The following is a 24,002-nucleotide window of genomic DNA, read 5'->3' as shown; positions in this document are numbered from 1 at the left end:
ACTAAGTACATTAAAATCTACGTCGTACAGTCGAGCCTTTGGTTTCTTGAACCTCCAAAAAGACAGAAGGAGCGGCTCCGCCGCACCGACCACCACAGGCTCCAACCTCACAGAACACGCGTACCGCAGGTGACCCCCACACCGCACACGGGTACGTAGCCCCCAACAGCCACCCGTACACGCACCGGCGCGTACGACCGCCACCGGGGGAGAGGGCCCACCATGAGACTCACCGAGGAACAGATCCGCGACGGCCTGACCCGCCTCACCGACTGGGAACTGGACCCCGCCGCACCCGCCATCCGCCGCACCGTGCGCCTGCCCGACTTCCCGGCCGCCATCGCCCTGGTCAACGAGATCGCCCAGGCGGCCGAACAGGTCGACCACCACCCCGACATCGACATCCGCTACGACACCCTGCACCTGGCGCTGAGCACCCACTCCGAAGGAGCCGTCACCGACAAGGACATGTCCCTGGCCGCCCGCGTGGACGAACTCATCCCCTGACCCCGACCCAGGGGGAGCAGCGCACAGGACCGCGCCCACCCGCCCCGGACCGCCGGGCGGGGCAGGGGCGGACCCTCAGCGCAGGCGCGCCCGGCGCATCTTGCCCGAGGCCGTACGAGGCAGCTCCTCCACGAAGTCCACCACCCGCGGCGCGGCGTGCGCGGCGAACCGCTCGCCCACCCACCCCTTGAGCTCCTCGGCCAGCTCCGGAGTGGCCTCGTGACCGGCGCCCAGAACCACCCGCGCACCGATCACCTGCCCGGCGAGCTCGTCGGGGATCGAGTACACCCCGCACTCCTCCACCGCCGGGTGGGCGTTGAGCACCGACTCCACCTCACTCGGACCGATCCGGTACCCGTAGGTCAAGATGGCGCCGTCGTCACGGGTGGAGAAGAACAACGACCCCTGCCGGTCCTGGATACCGGTGTCCCCGGTCAGGTAGTAGGCGCGGTCGGGGGTGAACCTGACCTGCGAGGCCCCCTCCTGACCGACGTAGCCCTCGAACCAGGCCAGCGGACTGCGCTCCAGGTCCACCGCCACACGCCCGTAGGCGCCCAGGGGAGCGGGGTCGTCGGAGATCGCCTCCAGGATCTGCACCCGCCAGCCCGGCAGCGCGGGACCGATCGCCCCCGGCGGCGGATCGGCCGGCCCCTGACCGGTGTCGCCGTTGGGCACGCCCACACACCAGCCCAGCTCGGTCTGCCCGTAGTGGTCGCGCACCGGGACGCCGAACACGTCGGTGACCCAGTCGATGACGTCGGGGGCCAGCGGCTCGCCCGCACTGGCCAGGCTCTGCACCATCACCTCGGGCGGCAGGGTCTTGGTGGCCGCGCGCAGCGTGCGGTAGGTGGTGGGATCGGCCGCCAGGTTGGTGACGCCGTGCACGCCCAGCACGTCCAGGGTCAGCTCCGGGTCGAAGAACCCGGCCCGCAGCGCCAGGGAGTTGTGCCCGGCCAGCAGCGGCGAGATGAGCCCGTGGTAGAGGCCGTAGGCCGCGCCGGGGTCGGCGGTGTTCCAGTAGACGTCGTCGTCGTGCACGCCCAGGCCGTAGTGGTGGTAGGCGTGCATGGCGGCCAGGGCGCGCACGGGCACCCGCACGCCCCGGGGCGGGCCGATGACCCCGGAGACGTAGACGACGGCCAGCGGGCCGTCCCCGCCCACGGCGGCGTCGGGGACGGACGGCGCCGCGGCTGCGCGGGCGGCCAGGCCGGTGAGGGTGTGGTCGCCCTCGTGGGCGGGCTCGGCGGCGGTGGTGGCGATGTGCCAGGGGCGGTCGGCGCCGGGGACGAGCTTGGCGCGGTACTCGGCGTCGCACACCACCAGGCGGGCGCCGGAGTCGGTGAGGCGCTCGTTGATGGCCGAGGGGGCGAAGGAGGAGAGCAGGGGGACCAGGACGGCGCCCAGACGCCACACGGCCAGGGCGGTGACGGTCAGGTCCACGCCCTTGGGGATGAGGGTGGCGACGCGGTCCCCGCTGGTGATGCCCAGGTCGGCCAGACCGGTGGCCAGGTCGCGGGAGCGCCGGGCGAGTTCGCCGAAGGTGAGGGTGGTGGCCTCCAGGGTGGGGCCGATCTCGGTGGTGGCGGTGGCGTGGGGGTCGTGGCGGTCGCAGAGGAGGTGGGCCACCGATGTGGTGGGTGTGTCGTAAGTGGCGAGCCAGTCGCGGACGTGGTGCTCCGGGTCGGGCACGGGCATCGGTGGCGGTCCTCTTTTTCGGTTGGTGTGGGGCTTTCGCGGGTTACGTCAACACTATGCCCACCTGTGAGCCTGGCCTCACTCGCGCGTCGCGTGGGCGCTGGGACATGATGTGGGGATGGATAGCGTCGCGGTGGTGGAACGTTTCGGTCTGGGTGCGGATGTGCGCCTGTGGCTGGAGGAGGCGGAGCGGCTGCCGGAGCCGGTGAGGGCTCTGGAGGTTCCGGTGGGTGCTGAGGCGGAGCGGGTGTTGGACCTGTTCGCGCTGGAGGCGGTGGACCGGGCCGAGGTGGCGGCGCTCTGGCCGGGTTCGGGTTCGGCGTCGGGGGAGTGGCCGCCGGAGCTGTGGTACCTGGTGGGGTGCATGTACCGGCGTCTGTGTGCGGACGCGGACCTGGCCCTGGGGGAGTGGCGGGACTGGCCGTCGTTGGTGGAGGCCGAGGACGCGCGGGTGCGCGCGGCGTCGCTGTGGGCGTTCGCGGCGCGGGTGCCCGCGCAGTTCGAGGCGCACGCGAAGCTGGGCGTGGATCCGGCGGTGACGGCGGCGACGCTGGCCGACGTGGGCGTGCAGGTGGCGCGGTCGCGGCGGATGTTCGGCCGGTTGGGCGTGGAGACGGCGGCGTGGGTGGCGGCGCAGTTCCGGGGGCGCCTGTACTGGGTGGGCGGGTTGCAGCTGGAGCCGGGGGTGCTGACTGACCAGGGCGGTGTGGAGTGGTACGCCCGGGAGGAGGCGGCGCGGCTGGGCCCGGGGATGGGTCGCGGGGACTTGGCGCTGCGGTTGCACATTCCTTCGGGGGGCCTGGACCCGGCGTCGGTGGACGACGCGCTGGGGCGGGCGCGGGGGTTCGCGCGGGCGCACCTGGGGTTCGATCCGGTGGTGGCCACGTGTACGTCGTGGTTGCTGGACCCGCAGTGGGAGGAGGTGTTGGGGGAGGGCTCCAACATCGTGGGGTTCCAGCGGCGGTTCACGCTGGTGGGGCGCGGGCAGCCGGGGGAGTCGGACGTGTTCCGGTTCGTGTTCGGGATGCCGGTGGTGGACGTGGCCGCGGCCGGTCGGCGTACGCGGTTGGAGCGTGCGGTGGTGGAGCGGTTGGAGTCGGGGGGTGCGTGGCAGGTGCGCACGGGGTGGTTGCGGCTGCCCGGATAGGGACCGTGTGTGCGTTCCCCGGGACCCGCGACCGCCGCGGGTCCCGGGGAAGGCGGTCGCCGGGGGTGCGGGGCGGCGGGAGGGGTTCGTCGGGCGCGGCTGGGCCGGGGCGGAGGTTGAGGTCTTCGTCCGGTTGCGGGGAGCCGTTCAGGCCTGTGGGGCGTGAGGGCGTGGACGGGAGAGGGGCTGTTCCGGCTCTACTTTACATAATGTGCATTATCGGCGATATGGGAGTGCCTGCGGGGAAGGGGTTCGCTGCTCTGCGGGACGTGTGCGCGCGCACGGGCGTCGGGTGACCGTTGCGGGCCCGGTCGGATGTCTGGAGCCCGGAGCCGCTGCGTATCCGGAGTCCATGGCGGCCGCGTCCCGGCCCTGGAGGCTGGCGCACGGGAGCGATTGGCTGGCCGTCCTCGGCGCGGCTGCGACCTGGCCTGTCGCCCGCTCCGGTGCGCGGAGACCGACCCATCCCTTCGGAGTGTCCAGGCCGACCTCGGCGCCGGGTGCCTCAGCGTGGGCGCCCCGGGGGCCGCGTTCGCCCCGATGTCGGGCGTCGTGCGGCAGCCCGCGACCCGGGTGTCTTCCCCCGCAGTGGTCGTCCAGGCGGGGCGCGAGGTCCCGGTGCGGCGGGTCGGCTCCAGGGAGAAGGCGCTGGTGGGCGGCGGGGTGTCCCCTGCGAACGCGCCCCTCTCCCGATTCCTCCATGTTTCATGCATAAACCGTGTTATGCATGATTTTGTAGGGTTTTGTACTTCTATGCGAAGTTTCGTGGCGGTTGGCTGGCCGCCGAGTCGCTCACCGGTGACCGCCGCCCCTCCCTTCGCGCTCGACCCCGTGCCCCGCCGGGCTCCTTCGCCCGTGTGCGCCCACCCCGCCCCGCCCGCTCCCCTCCTCCCCCGCCCGAACCTTCGGGTCCGGCGTCGCACGCGAAGCGGCTCCCCGCGTTTCCCCTCCCCCGCCCCGGGCAGGAGGGCGGCGCGGCGAACAACGGTTCCCCGCCCGGGCCGGACGACCCCGCGGCACGTCGCCCGTGATCTGACGATCACACAGGGTTACCGTAGTCGGATCGGGTGCGGACTCCCCCGGTCCACCGGCCCGCCGCTCCCCCTCCGCGCACGAAGGCACCCTCCCGGGAGGACGAGGCATGGCCCTGCAAGAGGACGAACTACGAGGCGTGGACGCCTACTGGCGGGCCGCGAACTACCTGTCGGTCGGGCAGATCTACCTGCTGGACAACCCGTTGCTGCGTGAGGAACTGCGGCCCGAGCACATCAAGCCGCGCCTGCTGGGGCACTGGGGCACCACCCCGGGGCTGAACTTCTGCTACGCGCACCTGAACCGGGCGATCCGTGATCGGGACCTGGAGATGATGTACGTGATGGGGCCGGGGCACGGCGGTCCGGCCGCGGTGGCCAACGCCTGGCTGGAGGGCACCTACAGCGAGGTGTACCGGCACGTGAACCAGGACGTGGAGGGGATGCGGCGGCTGTTCCGGCAGTTCTCCTTCCCCGGCGGGGTGCCCAGCCACGTGGCGCCCGAGACGCCGGGGTCGATCCACGAGGGCGGGGAGCTGGGGTACTCGCTGGCGCACGCCCAGGGCGCGGCCTTCGACAACCCCGACCTGGTGGTGGCGTGCGTGGTGGGCGACGGGGAGGCCGAGACGGGCCCCCTGGCGGGCAGTTGGCGCGGCAACGCGTTCCTGGACCCGGTGCACGACGGCGCGGTGCTGCCGATCCTGCACCTGAACGGGTACAAGATCGCCAATCCCACGGTGCTGGCGCGGATCCCCGAGCGGGAACTGCTGTCCTACTTCGAGGGGCTGGGGTACCGGCCGCTGCTGGTCAGCGGTGAGGATCCGGAGTACATGCACAGGCGGATGGCCGAGGCGGTGGACGAGGCTCTGGAGGAGATCGCGCGGATCCAGCACCGGGCGCGGGTGTCGGGTGTGCGCGGGCGCGCGGTGTGGCCGGTGGTGATCCTGCGTTCGCCCAAGGGGTGGACGGGGCCGGCGGAGGTGGACGGTGTGCCGGTGGAGGGGACGTGGCGTTCCCACCAGGTGCCGTTGGGCCAGGTGCGTTCGGACGAGGGGCACCTGAGGCAGTTGGAGGAGTGGATGCGCTCCTACCGGCCCGAGGAGTTGTTCGAGGAGTCGGGTGCCCCGGTGGCCGAGGTGCGCGCGCAGGCCCCGGAGGGCGAACGGCGGATGAGTGCGAGTCCGCACGCCAACGGCGGGGTGCTGCGTCGGGAGCTGGTGCTGCCGGACTTTCGCGGGTACGCGGTGGACGTGGGCCGGAACGGGACGCAGACCGGTGAGGCGACTCGGGTGCTGGGCCGTTTCCTGCGGGACGTGATCCGGTCCAATCCGCGCACGTTCCGGTTGATGGGGCCTGACGAGACGGCCTCCAACCGGTTGGACGCGGTGTTCGAGGCCTCGGACAAGGAGTGGCAGGCCGAGCGGCTGGCGACCGATGAGCACCTGGGGCCCGGCGGCCGGGTGATGGAGGTGCTCAGCGAGCACCTGTGCCAGGGGTGGTTGGAAGGGTACCTGTTGACCGGGCGGCACGGGCTGTTCGGCTGTTACGAGGCGTTCGTGCACATCGTGGACTCGATGTTCAACCAGCACGCGAAGTGGTTGAAGGTGTCCCGGGATCTGCCGTGGCGGCGGCCGATCTCGTCGTTGAACTACCTGTTGACCTCGCACGTGTGGCGTCAGGACCACAACGGGTTCACCCACCAGGATCCGGGGTTCCTGGACGTGGTGCTCAACAAGCCCGCGGAGGTGGTGCGCGTGTACCTGCCGCCGGACGCCAACACGCTGTTGTCGGTGGCCGACCACTGCCTGCGCTCCAGCGACTACGTGAACGTGGTGGTGGCGGGCAAGCAACCGGGGCTGGGGTACCTGTCGATGGAGGAGGCGGTGGCGCACTGCGCGCGCGGGATCGGGATCTGGGAGTGGGCCAGTACCGACGGTGGGGCGGATCCGGACGTGGTTCTGGCCTGTGCGGGTGACGTGCCCACGTTGGAGGTTTTGGCGGCCGCGGACCTGGTGCGCCGCTGGTTGCCGGGGGTGCGGGTACGGGTGGTCAACGTGGTGGACCTGATGCGGTTGCTGCCCGACAGCGATCACCCGCACGGGTTGCCCGACGCCGAGTACGACGCCCTGTTCACCACGGACAAGCCGGTGGTTTTCGCCTTCCACGGGTATCCGTGGCTGGTGCACCGGTTGACCTACCGCAGGGCGGGCCACGCGAACCTGCACGTGCGCGGATACCGGGAGCGGGGCACGACGACCACACCGTTCGACATGGTGATGCTCAACGACCTGGACCGGTTCCATCTGGTCATGGACGTGATCGACCGGGTTCCGGGACTGGGCCAGCGGTCGGCCCAGGTGCGTCAGCGGATGGTGGACGAGCGGTTGCGGCACCGCGCCCACACCCGGGAGTTCGGTGAGGATCCGGCGGAGATCCGTGAGTGGGTGTGGCGGTACTGATGCGTGTTCTGGTGGTCAACGCGGGGTCCTCCAGCCTGAAGCTGGGGGTGGTGGACGGTGACGGCGCGGTGCTGGCCTCGGAGTCGCTCGCGGCGCGTGGGGGGCACTGGGACCCGCGGGAACTGAGCCGGGCGCTGGAGGGTGTGCCCGAGGTGGACGCGGTGGGTCACCGTGTGGTGCACGGGGGCGGTGAGTTCGTCGATCCGGTGCGGTTGGACGCCTCGGTGGTGGAGCGGTTGCGGGCGTGGGGTTCGTTGGCGCCGCTGCACCAGCCCAAGGCGTTGGAGGCGATCGAGGCGGTGGGGCGGGTGTTGCCGGGGTGTGCGGCGGTGGCGTGTTTCGACACCGCCTTCCACTCCGGTCTGCCGGAGGTGGCGTCGACGTACGCGGTGCCCGAGCGGTGGCGACGGGAGTGGGGGGTGCGCCGGTACGGGTTCCACGGGCTCTCGCACGCCTATGTGTCGCGGCGGGCGGCGGAGTTGACCGGTGGTGAGCGTGTGGTGAGCGCGCATCTGGGGTCGGGTGCGTCGTTGGCGGCGGTGGCGGGCGGCCGGTGTGTGGACACCACGATGGGGTTCACCCCGTTGGAGGGGGTGGTGATGGCCACGCGTTCGGGGAGTGTGGATCCGGGGTTGGTGGTGTGGTTGGTGCGCCATGGCGGGTTGTCGGTGGAGGAGGTCCAGCGGGGGTTGGAGCGCGAGTCGGGGTTGTTGGGGCTTGCGGGGACCGAGGACATGCGTGAGGTGTTGGAGCGCGACGACGCGCGGGCGCGGTTGGCGCTGGGGGTGTACGTGCACCGGTTGTGTGCGGGTGTGGCGTCGATGGCGGCGGCGCTGGGCGGGGTGGACACGTTGGTGTTCACCGGTGGTGTGGGCGAGGCGGCGGCTCCGGTGCGTGAGCGTGTGGCGCGGGGGCTGGGTTTCTTGGGTGTGGGTGTGGATGGTGCGGTGAATGCGGCTGTGGAGGGTGAGGCGGAGGTGACGGGTGTGGGTGCGCGGGTGCGCACGTTGGTGGTGCCCTCGCGTGAGGACGTGGAGATCGCGGCGGGGGTGCGGCGGGTGCTGGGCGGGGGGTGAGTGCCTCTCCCCCGGTTTCTGTGCCTTGTCTGGGTTCTTCGCGCGGTTTCGCTTCCGGGGTTCCTGGTGGGTGCGGGGTGTCGCCGTGCCGTCGTGGTCGGGTGCCTCCTCCTCTTCCTCGCTGCCGTGCGGTTCCCGGGTGCGTCGTGGTGTCCTCTCCCCCGCTGCCGGGTGTCCGACGGGTTCGGACGTGTTCGGCACCCGGTGGAGGCGGGCGGTGGAAGCGCCCGCGGAATCGGGGATGCTGGGGGTATGAGTGCTCAGACGGGGCCTGTGGCCGAGGCTGTGGAGCAGTACCTGGTGGCGCGTCGGGCGGCCAAGCCCTCCCCGCATACGGTGGCCGCTTACCGGCGTGATCTGCGCGGGGTGTTGGGGTGTGTGGCGCAGGTGATGGGTGTGGAGCCTGAGCAGGTGGAGTGGCAGGACCTGGAGGCGGGGGTGCTGCGGGCGGCGTTCGCGGAGTTCGCCGGGGAGCGGGCGGCCTCCAGCGTGGTGCGGGCGTGGTCGACGTGGAACGGGTTCTTCGGGTTCTGGGTGTCGGAGGGGGTGGTGGCGGGAAATCCGATGTCGGCGGTGCCGCGGCCGCGGGTGCGCCCTTCGGGGCCCAAGCCGTTGATGGGCGAGGACACGCCGGAGCGGTTGTTGGAGGCGTTGGCGCGGGGTGCGCGCAAGGCGCGTGATCCGTGGCCGGAGCGGGACCTGGCGGTGTTGGCGTTGGCGCTGCTGACGGGGATGCGGTCGGCGGAGATGTTGTCGCTGCGGGTGGAGTCGGTGGGCGGGCGTTCGGGTGAGCGCCGTATCCGGGTGGTGGGCAAGGGCGGGGGTGAGCGGGTCCTGCCGATCGAGGTGCCGTTGGAGGCGTTGTTGGAGGCCTATCTGGTCTCGCGGCGTGAGCGGTTCGGGGTGGTGCGGGGGTCGGATCCGTTGTTGGTGGACAACCGGGGTGAGGGGTTGCGCCGGGGCGGGCTGCAGTATCTGGTGCAGCAGTGTTACAAGCACGCGGGTGTGCACGACCGGGTGGCGCGGGGGACGCTGGTGCACGCGTTGCGGCACACCTTCGCGACGCGGTTGGCGGAGGACGGGGCGTCGGTGTCGGAGATCATGCATCTGCTGGGGCACGCGTCGGTGGCGTCGTCGCAGGCCTACATCGAGGTGACGGCGCGGGCGCAGCGGGAGGCGGCGTCGTCGAACCGTACGTACGGGGTGCTGCGGCGTCTGGTGGCCGAGGGCGGGGGCGGCTGAGTCGGGGTGTGGCTAGGCTTTGCCTGTGGATACGACTTATTTGACTGTGTCATCGGTGAACGTGAACGGGTTGCGGGCCGCGGCGAAGAAGGATCCGGGGTTCGTGGGGTGGTTGGCGGGCACGGACGCCGATGTGGTGTGCCTTCAGGAGACGCGGGCCGAGGCCGAGCAGTTGCCGGCGGGTGTGGTGGCGCCTGAGGGGTGGCACGTGGTGTTGGCTCCGGCCGCGGCGCGGGGGCGTGCGGGGGTCGCGGTGTACTCGCGGCGTGAGCCCGACGAGGTGCGGGTGGGGTTCGGGCATGCCGAGTTCGAGGACGCGGGCCGGTATGTGGAGGTGGACCTGGGTGGGGTGACGGTGGCGAGCCTGTACCTGCCCTCGGGTGAGGTGGGCACCGAGCGCCAGGAGGAGAAGGAGCGTTTCATGGAGGCGTTCCTGCCGTATCTGGTCAAGCGGCGGGCCGAGGTGGAGGAGCGCGGTCGTGAGCTGGTGGTGTGCGGGGACTGGAACATCGCCCATGCCGAGGTGGATCTGAAGAACTGGCGGGCCAACCGTAAGAACGCGGGGTTCCTGCCCGAGGAGCGGGAGTGGTTGTCGCGGGTTCTGGATGAGGCGGGGTTCGTGGACGTGGTGCGGTCGTTGCATCCGGACCAGGAGGGGCCCTACACGTGGTGGTCCTACCGTGGTCGTGCCTTCGACAACGACGCGGGGTGGCGGATTGATCTTCAGGTGGCCACGCCGGGGTTGGCGGGGTGTGCGGTGGACGCGCGGGTGGAGCGTGCGTCCGAGCATGCGGGTCGTTGGTCGGATCACGCTCCGGTGACGGTGCGCTACCGGGTGCGGTAGGAGGAGGCGGTCATGGGTGTGCCGATCGTTCTGGTGCACGGGTTGCGGGTGTCGGGGACTATGTGGCGCCCGCAGGTGGAGTTGTTGGAGAGCGAGGGGCGCACGGTGGTGGTCCCCGATCTTCCTGGGCACGGGTCGCGGCGGGGTGAGGAGTTCTCGCTGGGGCGTGCGGTGGACGCGGTGTTGACGGCGGTCGACAGTGTGGGCGGCCGGGCGCTGGTGGTGGGGTTGAGCCTGGGCGGGTTCGTCTCGATCGCGACGGCGGCCGCCGCTCCGGGGAAGGTGGCGGGGTTGGTGGCGGCCGGGTGTACGGCCAAGCCCGCGCAGTTGTTGGCGCAGGTGTACCGGATCCCGGCGGTGTTGATGGATCGGTTGCCGGACAAGGGTGCGGCGGTCAACGAGCGGTTCCACCGGTTGACGTTGCGTGATGGTGCGGCGGACGCGGTGTTGGGGGGTGGTTTGGCGGTGGAGGCGGCCACGGCGGTGATCGACGCGGTCTCGGAGATGGACGTGTTGGCGGCGTTGGCGTCGTATGAGGGGCCGGTGTGGTTGATCAACGGGGCGCGGGACCACTTCCGGATCCATGAGAAGCGTTTCTTCGACTCGTGTGTGGATGGTCGGTTGGTGAACGTGCCGCGGGCGGGGCACATGGTGAGTCTGGATCAGCCGGTGAATTTTTCGCGGATCGTCGCGGACGCGGCTGATGTGGTGTCGGGGCGTGAGCGTGTGCGGCGTGCGGTGGAGGCCGGGGAGGGCTGAGGCCGCTGCGGCCGCGGGGGGCGGGGGTTGGTGTGCCTTCGCCCCCCTTCGCGTGTCAGGGGGTGGGTGCGGGCAGGCGGAAGTAGATGGCGGGGTTGTGGTGGCCGGGGTGCAGGGGTGTGGTCAGGCCGAGTTCTTCCTTGAGTTCGCGTAGGGCGCGGTGGGTGTGGGGTGCGCGGGCGGCGGAGGCGGTGAAGAAGCCGGTGGTGTGGGTGGTGAGCCAGGCCATGACGTGGGCGCCTTCGGTGAAGGGCGGGGTGGAGTGGTGGCGGAAGACGTCGTGGACGGTGACGGTGGTGTGCGGGGGCAGGGTGGGCAGCAGGTGGTGCAGGTACCAGCGGGCGAACCAGCCCTGGTGGGTGGCGTTGATGTGCAGGTGGTCGGTGCGCGGGGGCAGGTGGGCGGTGCTGGTGCGGATGTCGCCGTGGGTGAAGGTCCAGCGGGTGCGGGCCAGGTCGGTGGGGACGTGGCGGGGTGCGTGGTCGCGGGTGTCGAAGGAGTGCAGGTGGCCGGTGCCGTTGTCGCGTAGGGCGGACAGGATCCAGGTGGTGGACCAGCCGTGGTCGGTGCCGATCTGGACGGTGTGGGCGGGGGCGTTCTCGCGCAGGAGCAGGTAGGTGATCTCGGCTTCGATGTCGTCGGTGCAGGGGCGCAGGTGGGGGTTGGCGGTGTGGTGGTGGCGCATCTGGTCGCGGACGCGGGCCAGGTCGTCGCGGTGGGTGCGGTAGAGGTGGCGGATGTGGTCGAGGTCGATGGTGGTGGGCATGTGGTTTCCCCGGGTGCGGCATGGACACGGTGTGGTTGCTGAAAGTAGCAGTGTTGTCGCCGTGTGTTCATCTGGGGGTGGGTGTGTCGTTGTGCGCGGGAGGGCTCAGCGGCCGGTGTTGGGGCGGATGAGGCCGGAGTCGTAGGCGGCTATCACGGCCTGGGTGCGGTCGCGGACGCCGAGCTTGGTGAGGATGTGGGAGACGTGGGTCTTGACGGTCTCGGTGCCCAGGAAGAGGCGGTCGGCGATCTCGGCGTTGGTGAGCCCCTGGGCCATGAGGGTGAGGGTCTGGGACTCGCGCTGGGTGAGGGTGGCCACGGCGCGGGCGGCGGGTGTGGGGGCGGCGGGTTGGGTGGCGGCCAGGTGGCGCAGGGCGGTGGGAAAGAGCAGGGTGTCGCCGCGGTGGGCGAGGCGGATGGCGGCCAGGATGTCCTCGGGCGGGGTGCGTTTGAGGAGGAATCCGTGGGCGCCCGCGCGTAGGGCGCCCCAGACGTAGTCGTCGTTGTCGAAGGTGGTGAGGACGATGACGCGGGGCGGGTGGGTCAGGGTGGTGTGCAGGGTGCGGGTGGCCTGGATGCCGTCCAGGCGGGGCATGCGCACGTCCATCAGGACCAGGTCGGGTCGGGTGCGTCGGACCAGGTCGGGTACGTCGGCGCCGTCGTCGGCCTGGCCGGTGACCCGCATGTCGTCCTCGGCGTTGATGAGGGCGGCCAGTCCGGCGCGGATGAGGGCTTCGTCGTCGACGAGGTTGATGGCGATCACGGTTGTTCTTTCCAGGTCAGGCGGCAGGTCAGGCGCCAGGTGCCGTGGTGGGGGCCGGCGGTGAGCGTGCCGCCGAGCAGGTGGGCTCGTTCGCGCATGCCGGTGATGCCGTGGTGGCCGCGCCCTCGCGGGGTGCGGTGGGCGCGGGTGGGCGGGAGGGGGTTGGTGAGGGTCAGGGTCAGGGCGGTGGGGGTGATGTCCAGGGTGAGGGTGAGGGGTTGGCCGGGGGCGTGGCGCAGGGCGTTGGTGAGGGCTTCTTGGCTGATGCGGTAGGTCTCGCGGGAGAGCAGGGCGGGGACGTGTGCGGGGTCGCCGTTCAGGTGCAGGGTCAGGTCGGTGCCGGTGTGTTGGGTGGCGCGGGCCAGGTGGGGCAGGTGGGCCAGGTCAGGGGGTGTGGTGCGTGGGGTGGGGGTGTTCTCGCGCAGGATGCCCAGTGCGTGGTCGAGGTCGGCGGTGGCGGTGCGGGCCTGGTCGGCGATGTGGGTGAGGGCCTGTCGGGCGAAGTCGGGGTCGGTGTCGAGCAGGCGGGCGGCGGTGGCGGCTTGGAGGGTGACCACGGACAGGGCGTGGCCCAGGGAGTCGTGGAGTTCGCGGGCCAGACGGTTGCGTTCGGCGAGGGTGTGGGCGTGGGCCTGGGCGGCGGCCAGGCGTTCGGTGGGTGAGGGGCCCAGCAGGCGGGGTGCGGCCAGGGTGAGCAGGTGGCCGACCAGGGCGGTGGTGTAGACCAGGGCGGCGAGCAGGGCGAGGCCGATGAGGGGGCCCAGGGCGCGCTGGGCGGGGGTCAGGGCGGTCTGGCCCATGAAGGTCAGGGGGCCCTGGGCGATGGTGGCGACGTCGCGGGTCAGGGGTGCGACGGCCAGGAGGGCGGCCTCGGTCAGGGCGACCATGGTGAGCAGGCACACGGCCATGCCGGTGAGCATGTGCAGGCACAGCCACAGGCTGGTGCGGGCGTTGCTGCGCCAGGTGGGGTTGGGGCGGGGTGTGGAGGTGAGGGGGCCGCGGAGCAGGGCGCGGGCCAGGTGGGTCTGGGCGCTGCGGGTGCCGGGCAGGTAGGCGGTGGCGGCGACGGCGGCCAGGGCCGCGGTGAGGGTCAGGGCGAAGGCGGCGGGTGCGGGGGTGGGGTTGACGAGGGTCGCCAGGACGAGGGCGGCCATGGCGTAGGGCATCAGGAGCGCGCCGCCGATGACGAGGTAGGCCCAGCGCCGGTAGGTGTGGGCGCTGGTGAGCGGGCGCAGGAGCGGGGTGAGGTGGCGCACGTGGGTGATCGTGGCACAGGCGGGGGCGGTGGCGCCTCCCCCGGCGGGGTGAGGCTGGGGGTGTGTTCGGGGGTGGGGTGTGTTCGCGGCCCGGGCGTCGCCCGGTGTGGTGTTGACGGGCGCCCCTCCCCCGTGTGTCCCCCGCGTGCGGGGTGAGCGGGGCCCGGGTTGGGTGCGGTGGGCGTTTCGCGGGAGGTGAGGGCCCGTCGGTGACTGTTGCATATGGCACATGATGGGGTCATCCGCTGTTTTTTGAGGGGCCGGTCCTGTCCAGGGGGTGGGATGCTGCCTAAGGTTGGCCAGGTGACAAGCAGTGCGACGCCGCCCCCGAGCGCGGCCAACCAAACGCAGACCCCCGGTGCCGGACTGGCCCACTCGCTCCGGCGCCGCCACATGGCGCTGATCGCGATCGGCGGTTCGGTGGGCGCCGGGCTCTTCATCGGCTCCGGGTCGGTCATCCAGATGGCGGGCCCGGCGGCGGTGCTCTCCTACGTCCTGGCGGGGGCGCTGGTGTTCTTCACCCTGCGCGCCCTGGGTGAGATGGTGGTGGCGGTCCCGGCCGGGGGCTCCTTCTCCGACTACGCCCGCCTGGCCTTCGGTCCCCGTGCCGGTTTCACCATCGGGTGGGTGTACTGGTGGATGTACGCGGTGCTGGTGGCCGCGGAGTCGGTGGCCGGTGCGGCGATCCTGGGCCAGTGGGTGCCGGGGGTGCCCGGGTGGGCGCTGGCGCTGCTGGTGCTGTTGTCGATGACGGTGGCCAACCTGGTGTCGGTGCGGGTGTTCGCCGAGACCGAGTCGTTCTTCTCGTTGGTGAAGGTGGCCACGATCGTGGCGTTCCTGTTGATCGGCGGCCTGTGGGCGGTGGGTCTGTGGAGCGGCGCGGACGGCTCCAGTGTGGCCAACCTGTGGGAGCACGGCGGGGTGGCGCCCAACGGGTGGGTGGCGGTGCTGGCCGCCACGGTGGTGGTGCTGTTCGCCTTCGGCGGGGTGGAGATCATCACCGTGGCCGCGGGCGAGAGCTCCGAGCCCGAGCGCGGTGTGGCCTCGGCGGTGACCAACGTGCTCTGGCGGATCGGGCTGTTCTATGTGGCCTCGATCGTGGTGGTGGTGATGGTGCTGCCGTGGAACAGCGTGGATCCGGGGCGCAGCCCGTTCGTGGCGGTGATGGAGCACGTGGGTGTGCCCGGGGCGGCGCTGATCATGGAGATCGTGGTCCTCATCGCGGTGCTGAGCGTGTTGAACGCGGCGATGTACACCTCCTCGCGGATGCTGTTCACGCTGACCCGGCAGGGGGACGCCCCGCGGGTGCTGCGCGGGACCAACCGGCGGGGTGTGCCGGTGCGGGCGATCCTGCTCGGCACCGTGGTGGGGTACGGGGCGGCGGTGGCCGACTACCTGTGGCCCGACCGGGTGTTCCCGTTCCTGGTGGCCTCCATCGGCGCGATCCTGCTGGTGCTGTTCCTGACCATCTGCGCCTCGCAGCTGGTGGTGGGGGCGCGGGTGCGTCGGCGTGAGCCGCAGCGGCTGACCCTGCGGATGTGGGCGTTCCCGTACCTGACGTGGGTGGTGCTGGGGGGTCTGGTGACGATCTTCGTGGCGATGGTGGTCATCCCCGACCAGCGTCAGGCGCTGCTGGCGTCGGTGGGGTCGGTGGTGGTGGCGCTGGTGGCCTATGAGTTCCGGCGCCGGTGGGGGCGTACGCCGCCCACGGACCGGGTGCTGGCGGTGCCCGACCGGCCCGACGCGGAGGCGCTGCGCCGTCACCCGGGCGCCGACTAGCGCGCTTCGGGGAACGGTGGTCGGGCGGGGGTCGCGGTGGCGGTTCCGGCCCGGGCTTCGACCGACGCGGCGGTCTGGCGGGGCTCCGCTCCCGGTGGGGGCGGGGCCCCGTTGCCGTGGATACGGTTCCCTCCCCCGGAACGGATGCCCGTCTTGAGGTGATGTGATGCCGTTTCTGGGTTTTGTCGCTAAGGTGCTGCGCAACCTCTGAGAGGAGCACCCCCGTGCGACACTTCGTCGGCTTCCTGTCCGGTCTGATCCTGGGTCCGCTGCTGGTCCTGCTGGCGGGGTGGGCGTTCACCCACCTGCGCGGTCTGCACGCGGTCGGTCTGGGCGCCCTGCAGGGTTCGGGGCCCCTGGCGGTGGCCGGGTTGGTGGGTATGGGGCTGTTGGTGGCGATGGTGGCGGTGCCGCCGCGGTTGACGCCGATGCTGCCGCTGGGCGCGGCGCTGGCGGTGGGGTCGCTGAGCGGCCTGGCGGTGTGGCGGATGTACCTGCTGGAGCGGTTGCCGCAGCTGCCCGGGACCGAGGGCGCCCTGGTGCTGCTGCCGTTGGGGGTGTTCGTGCCCTTGGTGGTGGTGCTGGTGGCCCCGGTGTTCGTGGGGCAGCGCTGGCGCCGTGAGGATGATGAGGGCCCCACCGAGGAGGAGGAGTACTTCGAGGGCCTGTACGAGGACGAGCCGGACCCCCGGGGCACGCGCGGTGCGGCCGAGTCGGTGCCCCACACCCCCCGGCACCGGGCCTGAGACAGGGACGTCCGGGGTCCGGCGCGGGCCGTCAGCGCCAGGCGGGCCCCCAGCCGGAGCTGTTGGACACCCCGGGCGGCAGGGGCGGCAGGATGCCGTTGCCGCCGGTGGGTTCGGCGGGAGGCCGGGGTGCGCGGGGCGGTTCGGGCCGCTGCGGACGCGCGGAGGGTTCGGCGGGAGCGGGCCGGGCCGGGGCGCGTGGGGGTTGGGCGGGTTCGGGGCGGGGTGCGCTCTGGGGCTCGGGCGGGGCCGCCGGCTCGGGTGCGGGGGGTTCCTCGGGCAGGAAGCCGCGGACCCGGAGGGGTTCGGCCTCCTCGGTGCCGAGTACGACCGGTTCGGGCAGCGGCGGGTGCTGGTCCTCGTCGGTGGTGGGGATGGCCGGTTCGGCCGGGGCGACGCGCTTCCACCACAGCGCGGCCTCCTCGGGGGGCAGTTCGGCCTCCACCTCCAGCCAGCCGCGTACCTGGGGGTGGCGCCGGGCGGCGTTCCAGGAGCGGGGGTAGGGCTGTTCGTCCAGGACCAGCAGGTGTTCGCCCTCCAGGGTGGGGATCTCGGCGGGCAGGCCCTCGTTCCACACCCAGGTGCCGTCGTGGGCGACCAGGTTCCACCAGCCGCGCACGGTCTGGGCGGCGGGGTCGGGGGCGCTGTCGCGGAAGGCGGCGACCCAGCGCGGGTCGGGCGGGTCCCCGGGCAGGCCCTGGCGGCGGGGGCCGATGAGGGCGTCGGCGAGCAGGGTGTGCAGCTGGGCGTTGTCGCCGATGCCCTCGAAGCGGACGCGGAAGGCGCGCTGGGAGGCGCGGTCCAGGACCAGGGCGCCGGTGGCCTCGGCCATGCGCAGCAGGTCGCGGACCTGGACGAACTCGGTGAGCAGGTCGGCGAGCTGGTTGGCGATGGCCAGGAGTTCGGCGTGCAGGGAGGGGTCGCGGCGCATGTGGGCGCGCACGGGGGCCTCGCTGAGCATGGTCCTGGCGGCCAGGCCGTGGCGGCGGATGGTCCACCAGCACATGGTGGCGCCGGGGGCGTCGTTGCCCAGGTCGGAGCTCACGCGGGCCTCGGCGTCGGCGGTGACGGCGTCGGGGTCGGGCGGGGCGTCGTTGCCGGTGCGTTCCCAGGCGCGGACGAAGACGATGGCGCCCCGGCCCATGGTGCGCAGGCGGCGCAGGACCTCAATGCCGGTGGGGCCGGGGTCGGTGCCCATCTCGACTAGGGCTCCGGCGACCACGGACAGGTCGGCGATGATGCCGGGGGCGGCGTGGTCTCCCGAGAGCAGGGGGGCCAGGGCCTCCAGGGCGAGTTCGCGTTCGGAGGCGGGGATCTGGGAGGCCAGCACGTAGACCTTGTGGACGGCCGGGGGGAAGTGTTGGGGGTCGGTGGCGACGGAGGCGTCGATCAGTTCTTGGAACGCCGCGCGAAACTCGTCGACCATGGGCCCGTCCCCTTTCTCACGGAACCAACCTAATGTCTCATCAGGGAAGGATCGCACTTTAACTGGTGATTTCGAGTACTACTGGTGTGTTTGTTGGCAAGCTGAGATGCCCAAGGGGCCCAGGAGGGCGGGGTCACAGGCCCAGCCGGGTGACGGCGTTGTCCTCCAGCGGGTTGGCGGTGCGGATGTAGTCGTGGACCGTGCGCGGGTTGGTCCAGCGGCCCTGGCGCATGATCTCGCGGTCGCTGGCCCCGCCCAGCGCGGCCTGGGTGGCGAACCCCGCCCTCAGGGAGTGCCCGCCGAAGTCGTCGGGGTCCAGCCCGGCGCGGCGGGCGTAGCGTTTGACCAGCTCCCCCACGGCCCGGCCCGACATCGGGCGCGACCCGAGGTGGCCGTGGCGGTCCACGGCGGGCAGCAGGGGGCGCTCGGAGCCGTCGGCCAGGTCCGTGCCCGGCCAGCCCTGGCACAGATGGGCCAGGGCCCCCTCGGGGCGGGGGCGCTCCAGCAGGGCGGCCACCGCCTCCTCACCGCCCGCGCGGTGGGTCTCGACCAGGGCGGCCCAGTCGGCGTAGGCGCACACCGGGCAGGTGTGGCGGTGCCGCCCCCGGGGCAGGGCGACCCGTTGGCCGTGGCGGCCCTCCTGGTCGGTCTTGGTCGCGCCCAGTGCCACCACCAGGGCGGGGGCACCGGTGGCGGGGTCGGTGTGCAGGGTCAGGTCGTCGAAGGTCAGCGCGGCCAGTTCGCTGCGGCGCAGGGCCCCGCCGAACCCGGTCAGCAGCAGCAGGGTGTCGCGTCTGCGGGCCACCCCGTGGGGGTGTTCGGGGCCCGGGCGCACCGACAGCAGCGCCTCCAGGACGGGCAGGATGACCGGTTCCTTGCGGCGCGGGCGGGCCCGGCGGGTGCGGCGGATGCCGCGCAGGGTCATGCGCACGACCTCGGCGCGGGTGGGCGAGTCCAGGCCGTGGGCGCCGTGCACGGCGGCGATGGCGGCGGCGCGCCGTTCGATGCTGGAGGGGGCCAGGGCCCAGCCGGTGTCGTCGGGGGTGCGCTCCTGGGCGCAGGCGGCCAGGTACACGGCCACGTCCACCGGGTCGGCGGGCAGGGACTGGCGTTCCTGGGCCAGGCACCAGGCGGTGAAGGAGGTCCAGTCGGCGCGGTAGGCGCGCAGGGTGTTGGGCGACTGGGCGCTGGCCAGGTAGCGGCCCAGGGTCTGGGCCTGTTCGGTGTCGAAGCGCTCGCGGACGCGGGCCAGGGCGCGGGTGTCGACCAGGACGCTGGGGGTGGCCTGTTCCAGGCGGGCGCGCACGGCCCCGGGCAGGGCGATCTCGTGGGCGGGCGCGGGGTCGGGGGTGGGCTGGGGTGTGTTCACGGTCATCCATGATGGCCCAGGGGCCCGTGCGAAGGCGGCAGGCGGCGCGGGTGCCCGGGGCGGCGGAGCGGTCGGGGCGGTGTGTCAGCCGAACAGGTGGGCGGTCAGGGCGTCCCAGAGTTCGGCCGGGGGCATGACCCACAGCAGGGGCAGGGCCGAGACGAGCAGGGCCGCGGTGAACCCGATCGCGGCGATCCTGCGCCGCAGGACCAGGGCGGCCACGGCCGAGGCCGCCGGGACGGCCAGGGCCAGGACCAGGACCCAGATCAGGGCGTTGCCGACCGGGTCCAGGCTCTCGGGGGGCACCGGGGCGTCGGGGGCGGCGTTGATCACCGATTCCTGCAGGTCCATGAACACGAACAGCAGGTTGGCCAGGGCCAGCGGGGTGCCCAGCAGCCACACCAGGGCCAGCACCGCCCACAGGGCGGTGAGTCTGCGGTCGGGCGGGTCGGTGAGGACCACCGGGGTGCGGCTGACGCCCGCCGTGGGCGGGAGCGGGCCGGGCTCCGGGGCGCTCTCCTGCTGGTGCGGGGCGGTGTCGGGGCGCTGGGCCTTGCGGCGCTTGCGTTTCTTGGGTGACACGTGGGTAGCCTACCGCCGGTTCGGGCGGGGGCCGGGCCGCGCCGGGAGGGCGGGGTTCACAGCGCCTGGGCCAGGTGGATGGCCACGACGAAGACCACCGGCCAGGCCAGCAGGGCCAGCGACCACAGGGCGGCCCTGCGGTCCCCGGCGACGGTGGCCACGGCGGCGGCCAGCAGGGGGATGCCCACGGCGGCGCCGAAGGCCAGGGTGAACCACTCGGCCGCGGAGCCGGCGTGGGCCTGGGCGCTGAGTCCCCGGAGGTAGCCGGCCGGCCCCAGCACCAGGCACATCAGGGCCAACAGGGCGATGACGACGCGGATGCCGGTGGGGTGGCGGGTGTTGCGGCCGTTGCCGGGGGCGGAGGGACGGTCAGACACGGGGGCCGTGGTGCCTTTCGAGAACGGGTGGCGGTCCAGGGCGGGCGGGGGCACGCCCGCACCGGGGTGCGGGTGGTGGTTCTTGCCGTCAGAAGACGCAGGGCGCCGCCCCCGGCGTGTGGGGCCCGGGGCGCGTGCGGTGCTGTTTGACCTCTCTCCCATCCAAAGCAGGGGGATTCTTCCCTCGCGGGTCGAGCTTTCTGCTTCGTCGCTGGTTGCCGAACCGAACTGTTCGGAGGGCGGAGCACCGCCCGTCGGTCTTACATCAGCTCCACAGACATCACTTCCCGCCAGCCCGGCGGTAGGCCGATTCGGACTTGGTTCTCATCCGAATCGACGCTCACCAAGCTAGCACTGACTCAGGCAGCTCCGAAACCGTGGGGCGGGGCGGTCAGCGCCGGGCGGGCCAGGGGCGGGCGCCCTCGGTCAGGCGGGTGAAGGAGGACAGCAGGCGCAGTTCGTCGATGCTGCGCGGGGCGGTGGTGAGCAGGTCGGGTGAGAAGACCACGGCGGCGACCAGCTGGGCGCGCGACAGGGCCACGTTGAGGCGGTTGCGGTCCAGGACGAAGGCGGTGCCGCGGCTGGCCTCGGCGGCGTTGGAGGTGGTCATCGAGCAGATGACGGCGGCGGCCTCCTGGCCCTGGAACTTGTCCACGGTGCCCACGCGCACTCCCTCCAGGGCGGGGTGGTCGTCGGCGGCCCGGGCCAGGGCGCGGCGCAGGGCGCGCACCTGGAGGTTGTAGGGGGCCACCACGAGGATGTCGTGGCCGGTCAGGGAGCGCGGGTGCGTCTCGGCGGCGTCGGTGACCTTGTCGGTGACCAGGTGGGTGGCCACCTCCACCACCGCCTGGACCTCCTCGGGGCTGTGGGTGGTGCGGCCCTGGTGGGGGGTGGGCAGGGTGTACACGCCCGGTGCCAGGGTGGCCAGGGTGCGGTCGGCGGTGCTGGGGTGGGCGTGCAGGCGGCCCTGGTAGGACAGGGCGGAGACGGTGGCGCACACGGCCGGGTGCATGCGGCGGGTCTGGTCGAGGAAGTAGCCGCGTGAGGGGTCGATGATCTGGCGTCCGGCCATGAGGTGTTGCAGGGCGGAGGCGTCGGCGCCCTCACCGTGGGTGCCCTGGACGACCTGGGGCAGCTGCTGGGGGTCGCCCAGCAGGACGAGGTTGCGGGCGGCGGCGGAGACGGCGAGGGTGTCGGCCAGGGCGAACTGTCCGGCCTCGTCGATGATGAGCACGTCCAGGGGGTCGGCGAGCATGGCGGCGTTGGACATGGCCCAGGCGGTGCCGCCGATGAGGACGGGGCGGCCCTGGGCGGTGTGCTTGTCGCGCCAGCTGGCCAGGGCCTGGGGGCTGGAGGGCTGTTCCCAGGGCAGGTCCTGGTCGGTGTCCTTGCCGCGCCCCTTGGCGCGTTTGGCGGCGGCCACCTCCACCCCGGCGGCCTCGGCGGCGCGCAGGGCGGCGGTCATGACGTTCTCCACGGCCTTGTGGCCGGTGGAGCACACGCCCACGCTCCTGCCCTGGCGGGCCAGGTGGGTGATGAGCTGGGCGGCCAGGTAGGTCTTGCCCGCGCCGGGCGGGCCCTGCACGGCGAGGTAGGAGCCCTCCAGACGGTCCACGGCGGCGATGGTGGCCTGGATGAGGTCGCCGTCGTGGTCGGCGGGGTCGGGGAGCGGGCCGGGGGCGCTCAGGCGCGGCGGGATGCGGCGCAGCACGTCCAGGCCGGGGTGGTGGGGCCACGCGGGCAGGGTGTCCAGGGCGGTGCGGGCCACCGTCTCCAGGGCGCCGTCCTTGGGGGCGGGGTTGACCGGGGAGCCGGGCAGGACGGCGACGGGGGGCCGGGAGTAGGTGGAGTCGGGGTCGCAGGTCTCGGTGATGGCCAGGGTGTCGGCGTCGGCCTCGGCGACCTTGGCCTGGGTGGTGGTGGCGGGCTGCCCGGGGGCGCCGGGGTAGAGCAGGTGCACGTCCTGGCCGGAGGTGAAGGGGTGGGGGTGGGCGGTGTCCAGGCGCAGGGAGAGTTCGCGGCGGGACTTGCGCTGGCGGCCGGTGGGTTCGATCCACTCCCCCGCGCGCACCTGCCAGGGCACGGCGCAGTCGGTGTCGGACTCCAGGTCGGTCAGGGGGGCGCTGGTGCGCCGGTAGTGCTCGCGCCAGGGGGGCAGGTTCTCGCGCTGGTAGTAGCCGACCAGGGCGGCCAGTTGGGCGCGGGTGTGGTGGTCGGGTTCGCGGTCCTGGGCCTGGGCGGGGACCTGGTCGAGCAGGGGTTCGGTGAGGGCGGCGTGGCGGGCGGCCTTCTCCTGGCGTTTGCGGGCGCGTTCGGCCTCGGCCTCGGTGAGTTCGAGCTGGACCAGGGGGCGGTCGGTGATGCCCTGGTGGGTGCGGTGGTCCTCCAGCCAGTCGCGCAGGCGCGCGGTGGAGTGGCAGTCGTCGCGGTTGTAGGCGGCGATGTCGGCCAGGACCCGCGCGGCCCGGTCGTGGTCGCCGGCCTCGGTGGCGGCCAGGTAGGCGGCGTAGGCGTCGATGCTGGAGGTGGCGGTGGTGACGCCGCCGGAGCGGGCGGCGGGCAGGTAGAGGGGTTCGAGGTACTTGATGGAGTAGGAGCGCTGGGACACGCGCAGGCTCTTGCGCACGACGGTGTACAGGTCCACCAGGCGGTTCTCGCGCAGGAGCCGGTTGACCTCCTCCTCGCGGGTGGCGAACTCCGAGCTCAGGTGTTTGAGGCGGTCCACCTCGTAGGAGGCGTAGTGGTAGACGTGGGCGCCGGGGTCGGCGTCCACGCGGGCGGTGGCGAAGTCGACGAAGTCCTCCAGGGCCTTCTTCTCCTGGGCGCGGTCGTGGGCCCAGAAGGCGTGGAAGGTCTCGGCTCCGTGGGCGTCCTCGGTGGTGGCGCCGAAGAGGTACTCCAGGCCGCGTTCGCCCTCGCGGGAGTGGTAGGGGTAGCCCTCCATGTCGAAGAAGACGTCGCCGGGGCTGGGGGCGGGCAGGCTGGCCAGGCCGTCGGGGGCGAAGACCTCGGCGGTGACGGTGCCCTGGGGGTTGTCGGGGGTGCGGGTGCGGTCCTGGCGGACCTGGAGGGCGGCCTGGGCGCGCAGCTGGTCGAAGGAGCGGCGGGGCAGGGTGGCGGGGCGCTGGTCGTCGTCGGCCCGGGCGAGGGCGTCGATGGTGTCCAGTCCGGAGTCGGTGAGTTTGGCGGCCTGGTCGGTGCGCAGTCCGGCGACCAGGGACAGGTGGCGGGCGGCGGTGCGCCCCTGGGAGCACCAGGCCTGGTAGCCGCAGCCCTCGCAGGCGGGGCGGGGCTGGCCCCAGGTGGGGGCGGGCAGGGCGGGTTCGCTGGCCAGGAGGGTGAGCAGGCGGGTGGTGACGGTGCTCAGGATGGGGGTGAAGTCGGCGGTGGGCAGGGTGTGGGTGTGGTTGTCGCCGGTGAGCAGGTGCATGTGCTGGGGGGTGTGGCCGGTGGCGACGCTGACGGCGTGGGCGTAGGCGGCGAGCTGGACGACGGCGCCGGGGCCGGGGCGGCGGGCGAGCTTGGTGTCCCAGGGTTCGTAGGTCCAGTTCGCGGGGGCGGGGGTGCGGGTGCGGCCGGTGGCGGGGTCCAGGTCGGAGCGGATGAGGAAGTCGGCGCGGCCGTGGAAGGACACCGTGTGCCCGTCGGGGTCGGGTTCGGTGAGGCGGTGGTGGAAGCTGCCCTGGTAGATGACGGGGACTCCGGCGGCCATGGCCTCGGCGGTGGCCTGGGCGGCCGCGGCCAGGGAGGCGTCCTCGGGGCGGGGGTCGGGCATGCGGACGACCTCGACCAGGGCGCTGAGGCGTTCGAGTTCGGCCTGTTCGTGGGCCAGGCCGTGCTGGGCCACGAGCGGGTCGATGTCGGTGGGGGCGGGTGCGCCTTCGACGCGGGCGGCCAGGGCGGTCTTCAGGGCGCTGCGGTGGTCGCACTCCAGGGTGTCGACGAGGTCGGTGGGTGAGACGACCCAACCGGTGGTGGTGCGGAACACGCCCCTGCTCCCCTGTGTGGTGTTGGTGTGGGTGCTGGGGATTGTGCCACGAAGCGGTGACGTGTGGGGGCTCACACGCGCGGCGGGTGCGGTGCGAGGGGTCGGTGGGAGGGGCGGTCAGGGTTCGGCGGGGCCGTCTTGGGGCTGGGCGCCGAACGTGTGCCGCGTGCGGCGGCGCCGCGGCGGCCCCG

Annotated in this window: 18 protein-coding genes; 9 read left to right on the top strand and 9 right to left on the bottom strand. The window is 72.7% G+C overall.

What is annotated here, in order from left to right:
- The first annotated feature begins 222 nt into the window (after positions 1-222).
- On the top strand, positions 223-507 hold the full coding sequence (locus NDAS_RS10880; protein WP_013153228.1) for a 4a-hydroxytetrahydrobiopterin dehydratase: 285 nt from the start codon (positions 223-225) through the stop codon (positions 505-507).
- Positions 508-582: 75 nt separating this feature from the next.
- Here the strand turns inward: NDAS_RS10880 and NDAS_RS10875 are convergent, their stop codons facing one another.
- Positions 583-2,202 carry an AMP-binding protein gene (locus tag NDAS_RS10875; RefSeq protein ID WP_013153227.1) on the bottom strand — a complete coding sequence of 540 codons (1,620 nt, stop codon included), beginning with the start codon at positions 2,200-2,202 and terminating at the stop codon, positions 583-585.
- Between the two features lie 118 nt (positions 2,203-2,320).
- Here NDAS_RS10875 and NDAS_RS10870 point away from each other — a divergent pair, with 118 nt between their 5' ends.
- The 6 genes from NDAS_RS10870 (at position 2,321) to NDAS_RS10845 (ending at position 10,760) form a co-directional block, all read left to right on the top strand.
- The gene (locus NDAS_RS10870; protein WP_013153226.1) at positions 2,321-3,349 is read left to right on the top strand and encodes an acyltransferase domain-containing protein; all 1,029 of its coding nucleotides are present in this window, start codon (positions 2,321-2,323) and stop codon (positions 3,347-3,349) included.
- Positions 3,350-4,490: 1,141 nt separating this feature from the next.
- Complete coding sequence (locus NDAS_RS10865) at positions 4,491-6,839, top strand: phosphoketolase family protein (protein WP_013153225.1); 2,349 nt, start codon at positions 4,491-4,493, stop codon at positions 6,837-6,839.
- Positions 6,839-7,915, top strand: coding sequence for an acetate/propionate family kinase (locus tag NDAS_RS10860; protein WP_013153224.1), 1,077 nt, complete (start codon positions 6,839-6,841; stop codon positions 7,913-7,915). The genes NDAS_RS10865 and NDAS_RS10860 overlap by 1 nt, the downstream gene beginning before the upstream one ends.
- Before the next feature lie 252 nt (positions 7,916-8,167).
- A complete protein-coding gene (locus NDAS_RS10855) occupies positions 8,168-9,157 on the top strand; it encodes a tyrosine-type recombinase/integrase (RefSeq protein ID WP_013153223.1) in 990 nt (329 codons plus the stop codon).
- 25 nt (positions 9,158-9,182) lie between these two features.
- On the top strand, positions 9,183-10,001 hold the full coding sequence (locus NDAS_RS10850) for an exodeoxyribonuclease III (RefSeq protein WP_041552699.1): 819 nt from the start codon (positions 9,183-9,185) through the stop codon (positions 9,999-10,001).
- Between the two features lie 12 nt (positions 10,002-10,013).
- Complete coding sequence (locus NDAS_RS10845) at positions 10,014-10,760, top strand: alpha/beta fold hydrolase (RefSeq protein ID WP_013153221.1); 747 nt, start codon at positions 10,014-10,016, stop codon at positions 10,758-10,760.
- Between the two features lie 55 nt (positions 10,761-10,815).
- Here NDAS_RS10845 and NDAS_RS10840 read toward each other — a convergent pair whose 3' ends face one another.
- From NDAS_RS10840 to NDAS_RS10830, 3 genes are all read right to left on the bottom strand, one after another.
- Positions 10,816-11,526, bottom strand: coding sequence for a class I SAM-dependent methyltransferase (locus tag NDAS_RS10840; RefSeq protein ID WP_013153220.1), 711 nt, complete (start codon positions 11,524-11,526; stop codon positions 10,816-10,818).
- Positions 11,527-11,631: 105 nt separating this feature from the next.
- Complete coding sequence (locus tag NDAS_RS10835; RefSeq protein ID WP_013153219.1) at positions 11,632-12,288, bottom strand: response regulator; 657 nt, start codon at positions 12,286-12,288, stop codon at positions 11,632-11,634.
- Positions 12,285-13,544: a sensor histidine kinase gene (locus NDAS_RS10830; protein WP_041552697.1), complete on the bottom strand. Its 1,260-nt coding sequence runs from the start codon at positions 13,542-13,544 to the stop codon at positions 12,285-12,287. Before NDAS_RS10830 ends, NDAS_RS10835 begins: the two co-directional genes overlap by 4 nt.
- Positions 13,545-13,937: 393 nt before the next feature.
- Between NDAS_RS10830 and NDAS_RS10825 the strand changes: the two genes are divergently transcribed.
- Together NDAS_RS10825 and NDAS_RS10820 are read left to right on the top strand one after the other, a co-directional pair.
- A complete protein-coding gene (locus tag NDAS_RS10825) occupies positions 13,938-15,323 on the top strand; it encodes an amino acid permease (RefSeq protein ID WP_019607156.1) in 1,386 nt (461 codons plus the stop codon).
- A 224-nt stretch (positions 15,324-15,547) separates the two neighbouring features.
- Positions 15,548-16,069 carry a hypothetical protein gene (locus tag NDAS_RS10820; protein WP_013153216.1) on the top strand — a complete coding sequence of 174 codons (522 nt, stop codon included), beginning with the start codon at positions 15,548-15,550 and terminating at the stop codon, positions 16,067-16,069.
- Positions 16,070-16,100: 31 nt separating this feature from the next.
- Here NDAS_RS10820 and NDAS_RS10815 read toward each other — a convergent pair whose 3' ends face one another.
- From NDAS_RS10815 to NDAS_RS10795, 5 genes are all read right to left on the bottom strand, one after another.
- Positions 16,101-17,495 carry a hypothetical protein gene (locus tag NDAS_RS10815; protein WP_013153215.1) on the bottom strand — a complete coding sequence of 465 codons (1,395 nt, stop codon included), beginning with the start codon at positions 17,493-17,495 and terminating at the stop codon, positions 16,101-16,103.
- Between the two features lie 133 nt (positions 17,496-17,628).
- Positions 17,629-18,870, bottom strand: a complete 1,242-nt coding sequence (locus tag NDAS_RS10810) for a site-specific integrase (RefSeq protein ID WP_013153214.1) — start codon at positions 18,868-18,870, stop codon at positions 17,629-17,631.
- A 78-nt stretch (positions 18,871-18,948) separates the two neighbouring features.
- A complete protein-coding gene (locus NDAS_RS10805) occupies positions 18,949-19,446 on the bottom strand; it encodes a hypothetical protein (protein WP_013153213.1) in 498 nt (165 codons plus the stop codon).
- Between the two features lie 56 nt (positions 19,447-19,502).
- The gene (locus tag NDAS_RS10800; RefSeq protein WP_041553134.1) at positions 19,503-19,823 is read right to left on the bottom strand and encodes a hypothetical protein; all 321 of its coding nucleotides are present in this window, start codon (positions 19,821-19,823) and stop codon (positions 19,503-19,505) included.
- A 391-nt stretch (positions 19,824-20,214) separates the two neighbouring features.
- Positions 20,215-23,811: a TM0106 family RecB-like putative nuclease gene (locus NDAS_RS10795; protein WP_013153211.1), complete on the bottom strand. Its 3,597-nt coding sequence runs from the start codon at positions 23,809-23,811 to the stop codon at positions 20,215-20,217.
- Positions 23,812-24,002: the final 191 nt, after the last annotated feature.

This window comes from Nocardiopsis dassonvillei subsp. dassonvillei DSM 43111, assembly GCF_000092985.1.
In the GTDB taxonomy this organism is placed as follows: domain Bacteria; phylum Actinomycetota; class Actinomycetes; order Streptosporangiales; family Streptosporangiaceae; genus Nocardiopsis; species Nocardiopsis dassonvillei.
This window is presented reverse-complemented; position numbering and strand designations above follow the sequence as displayed.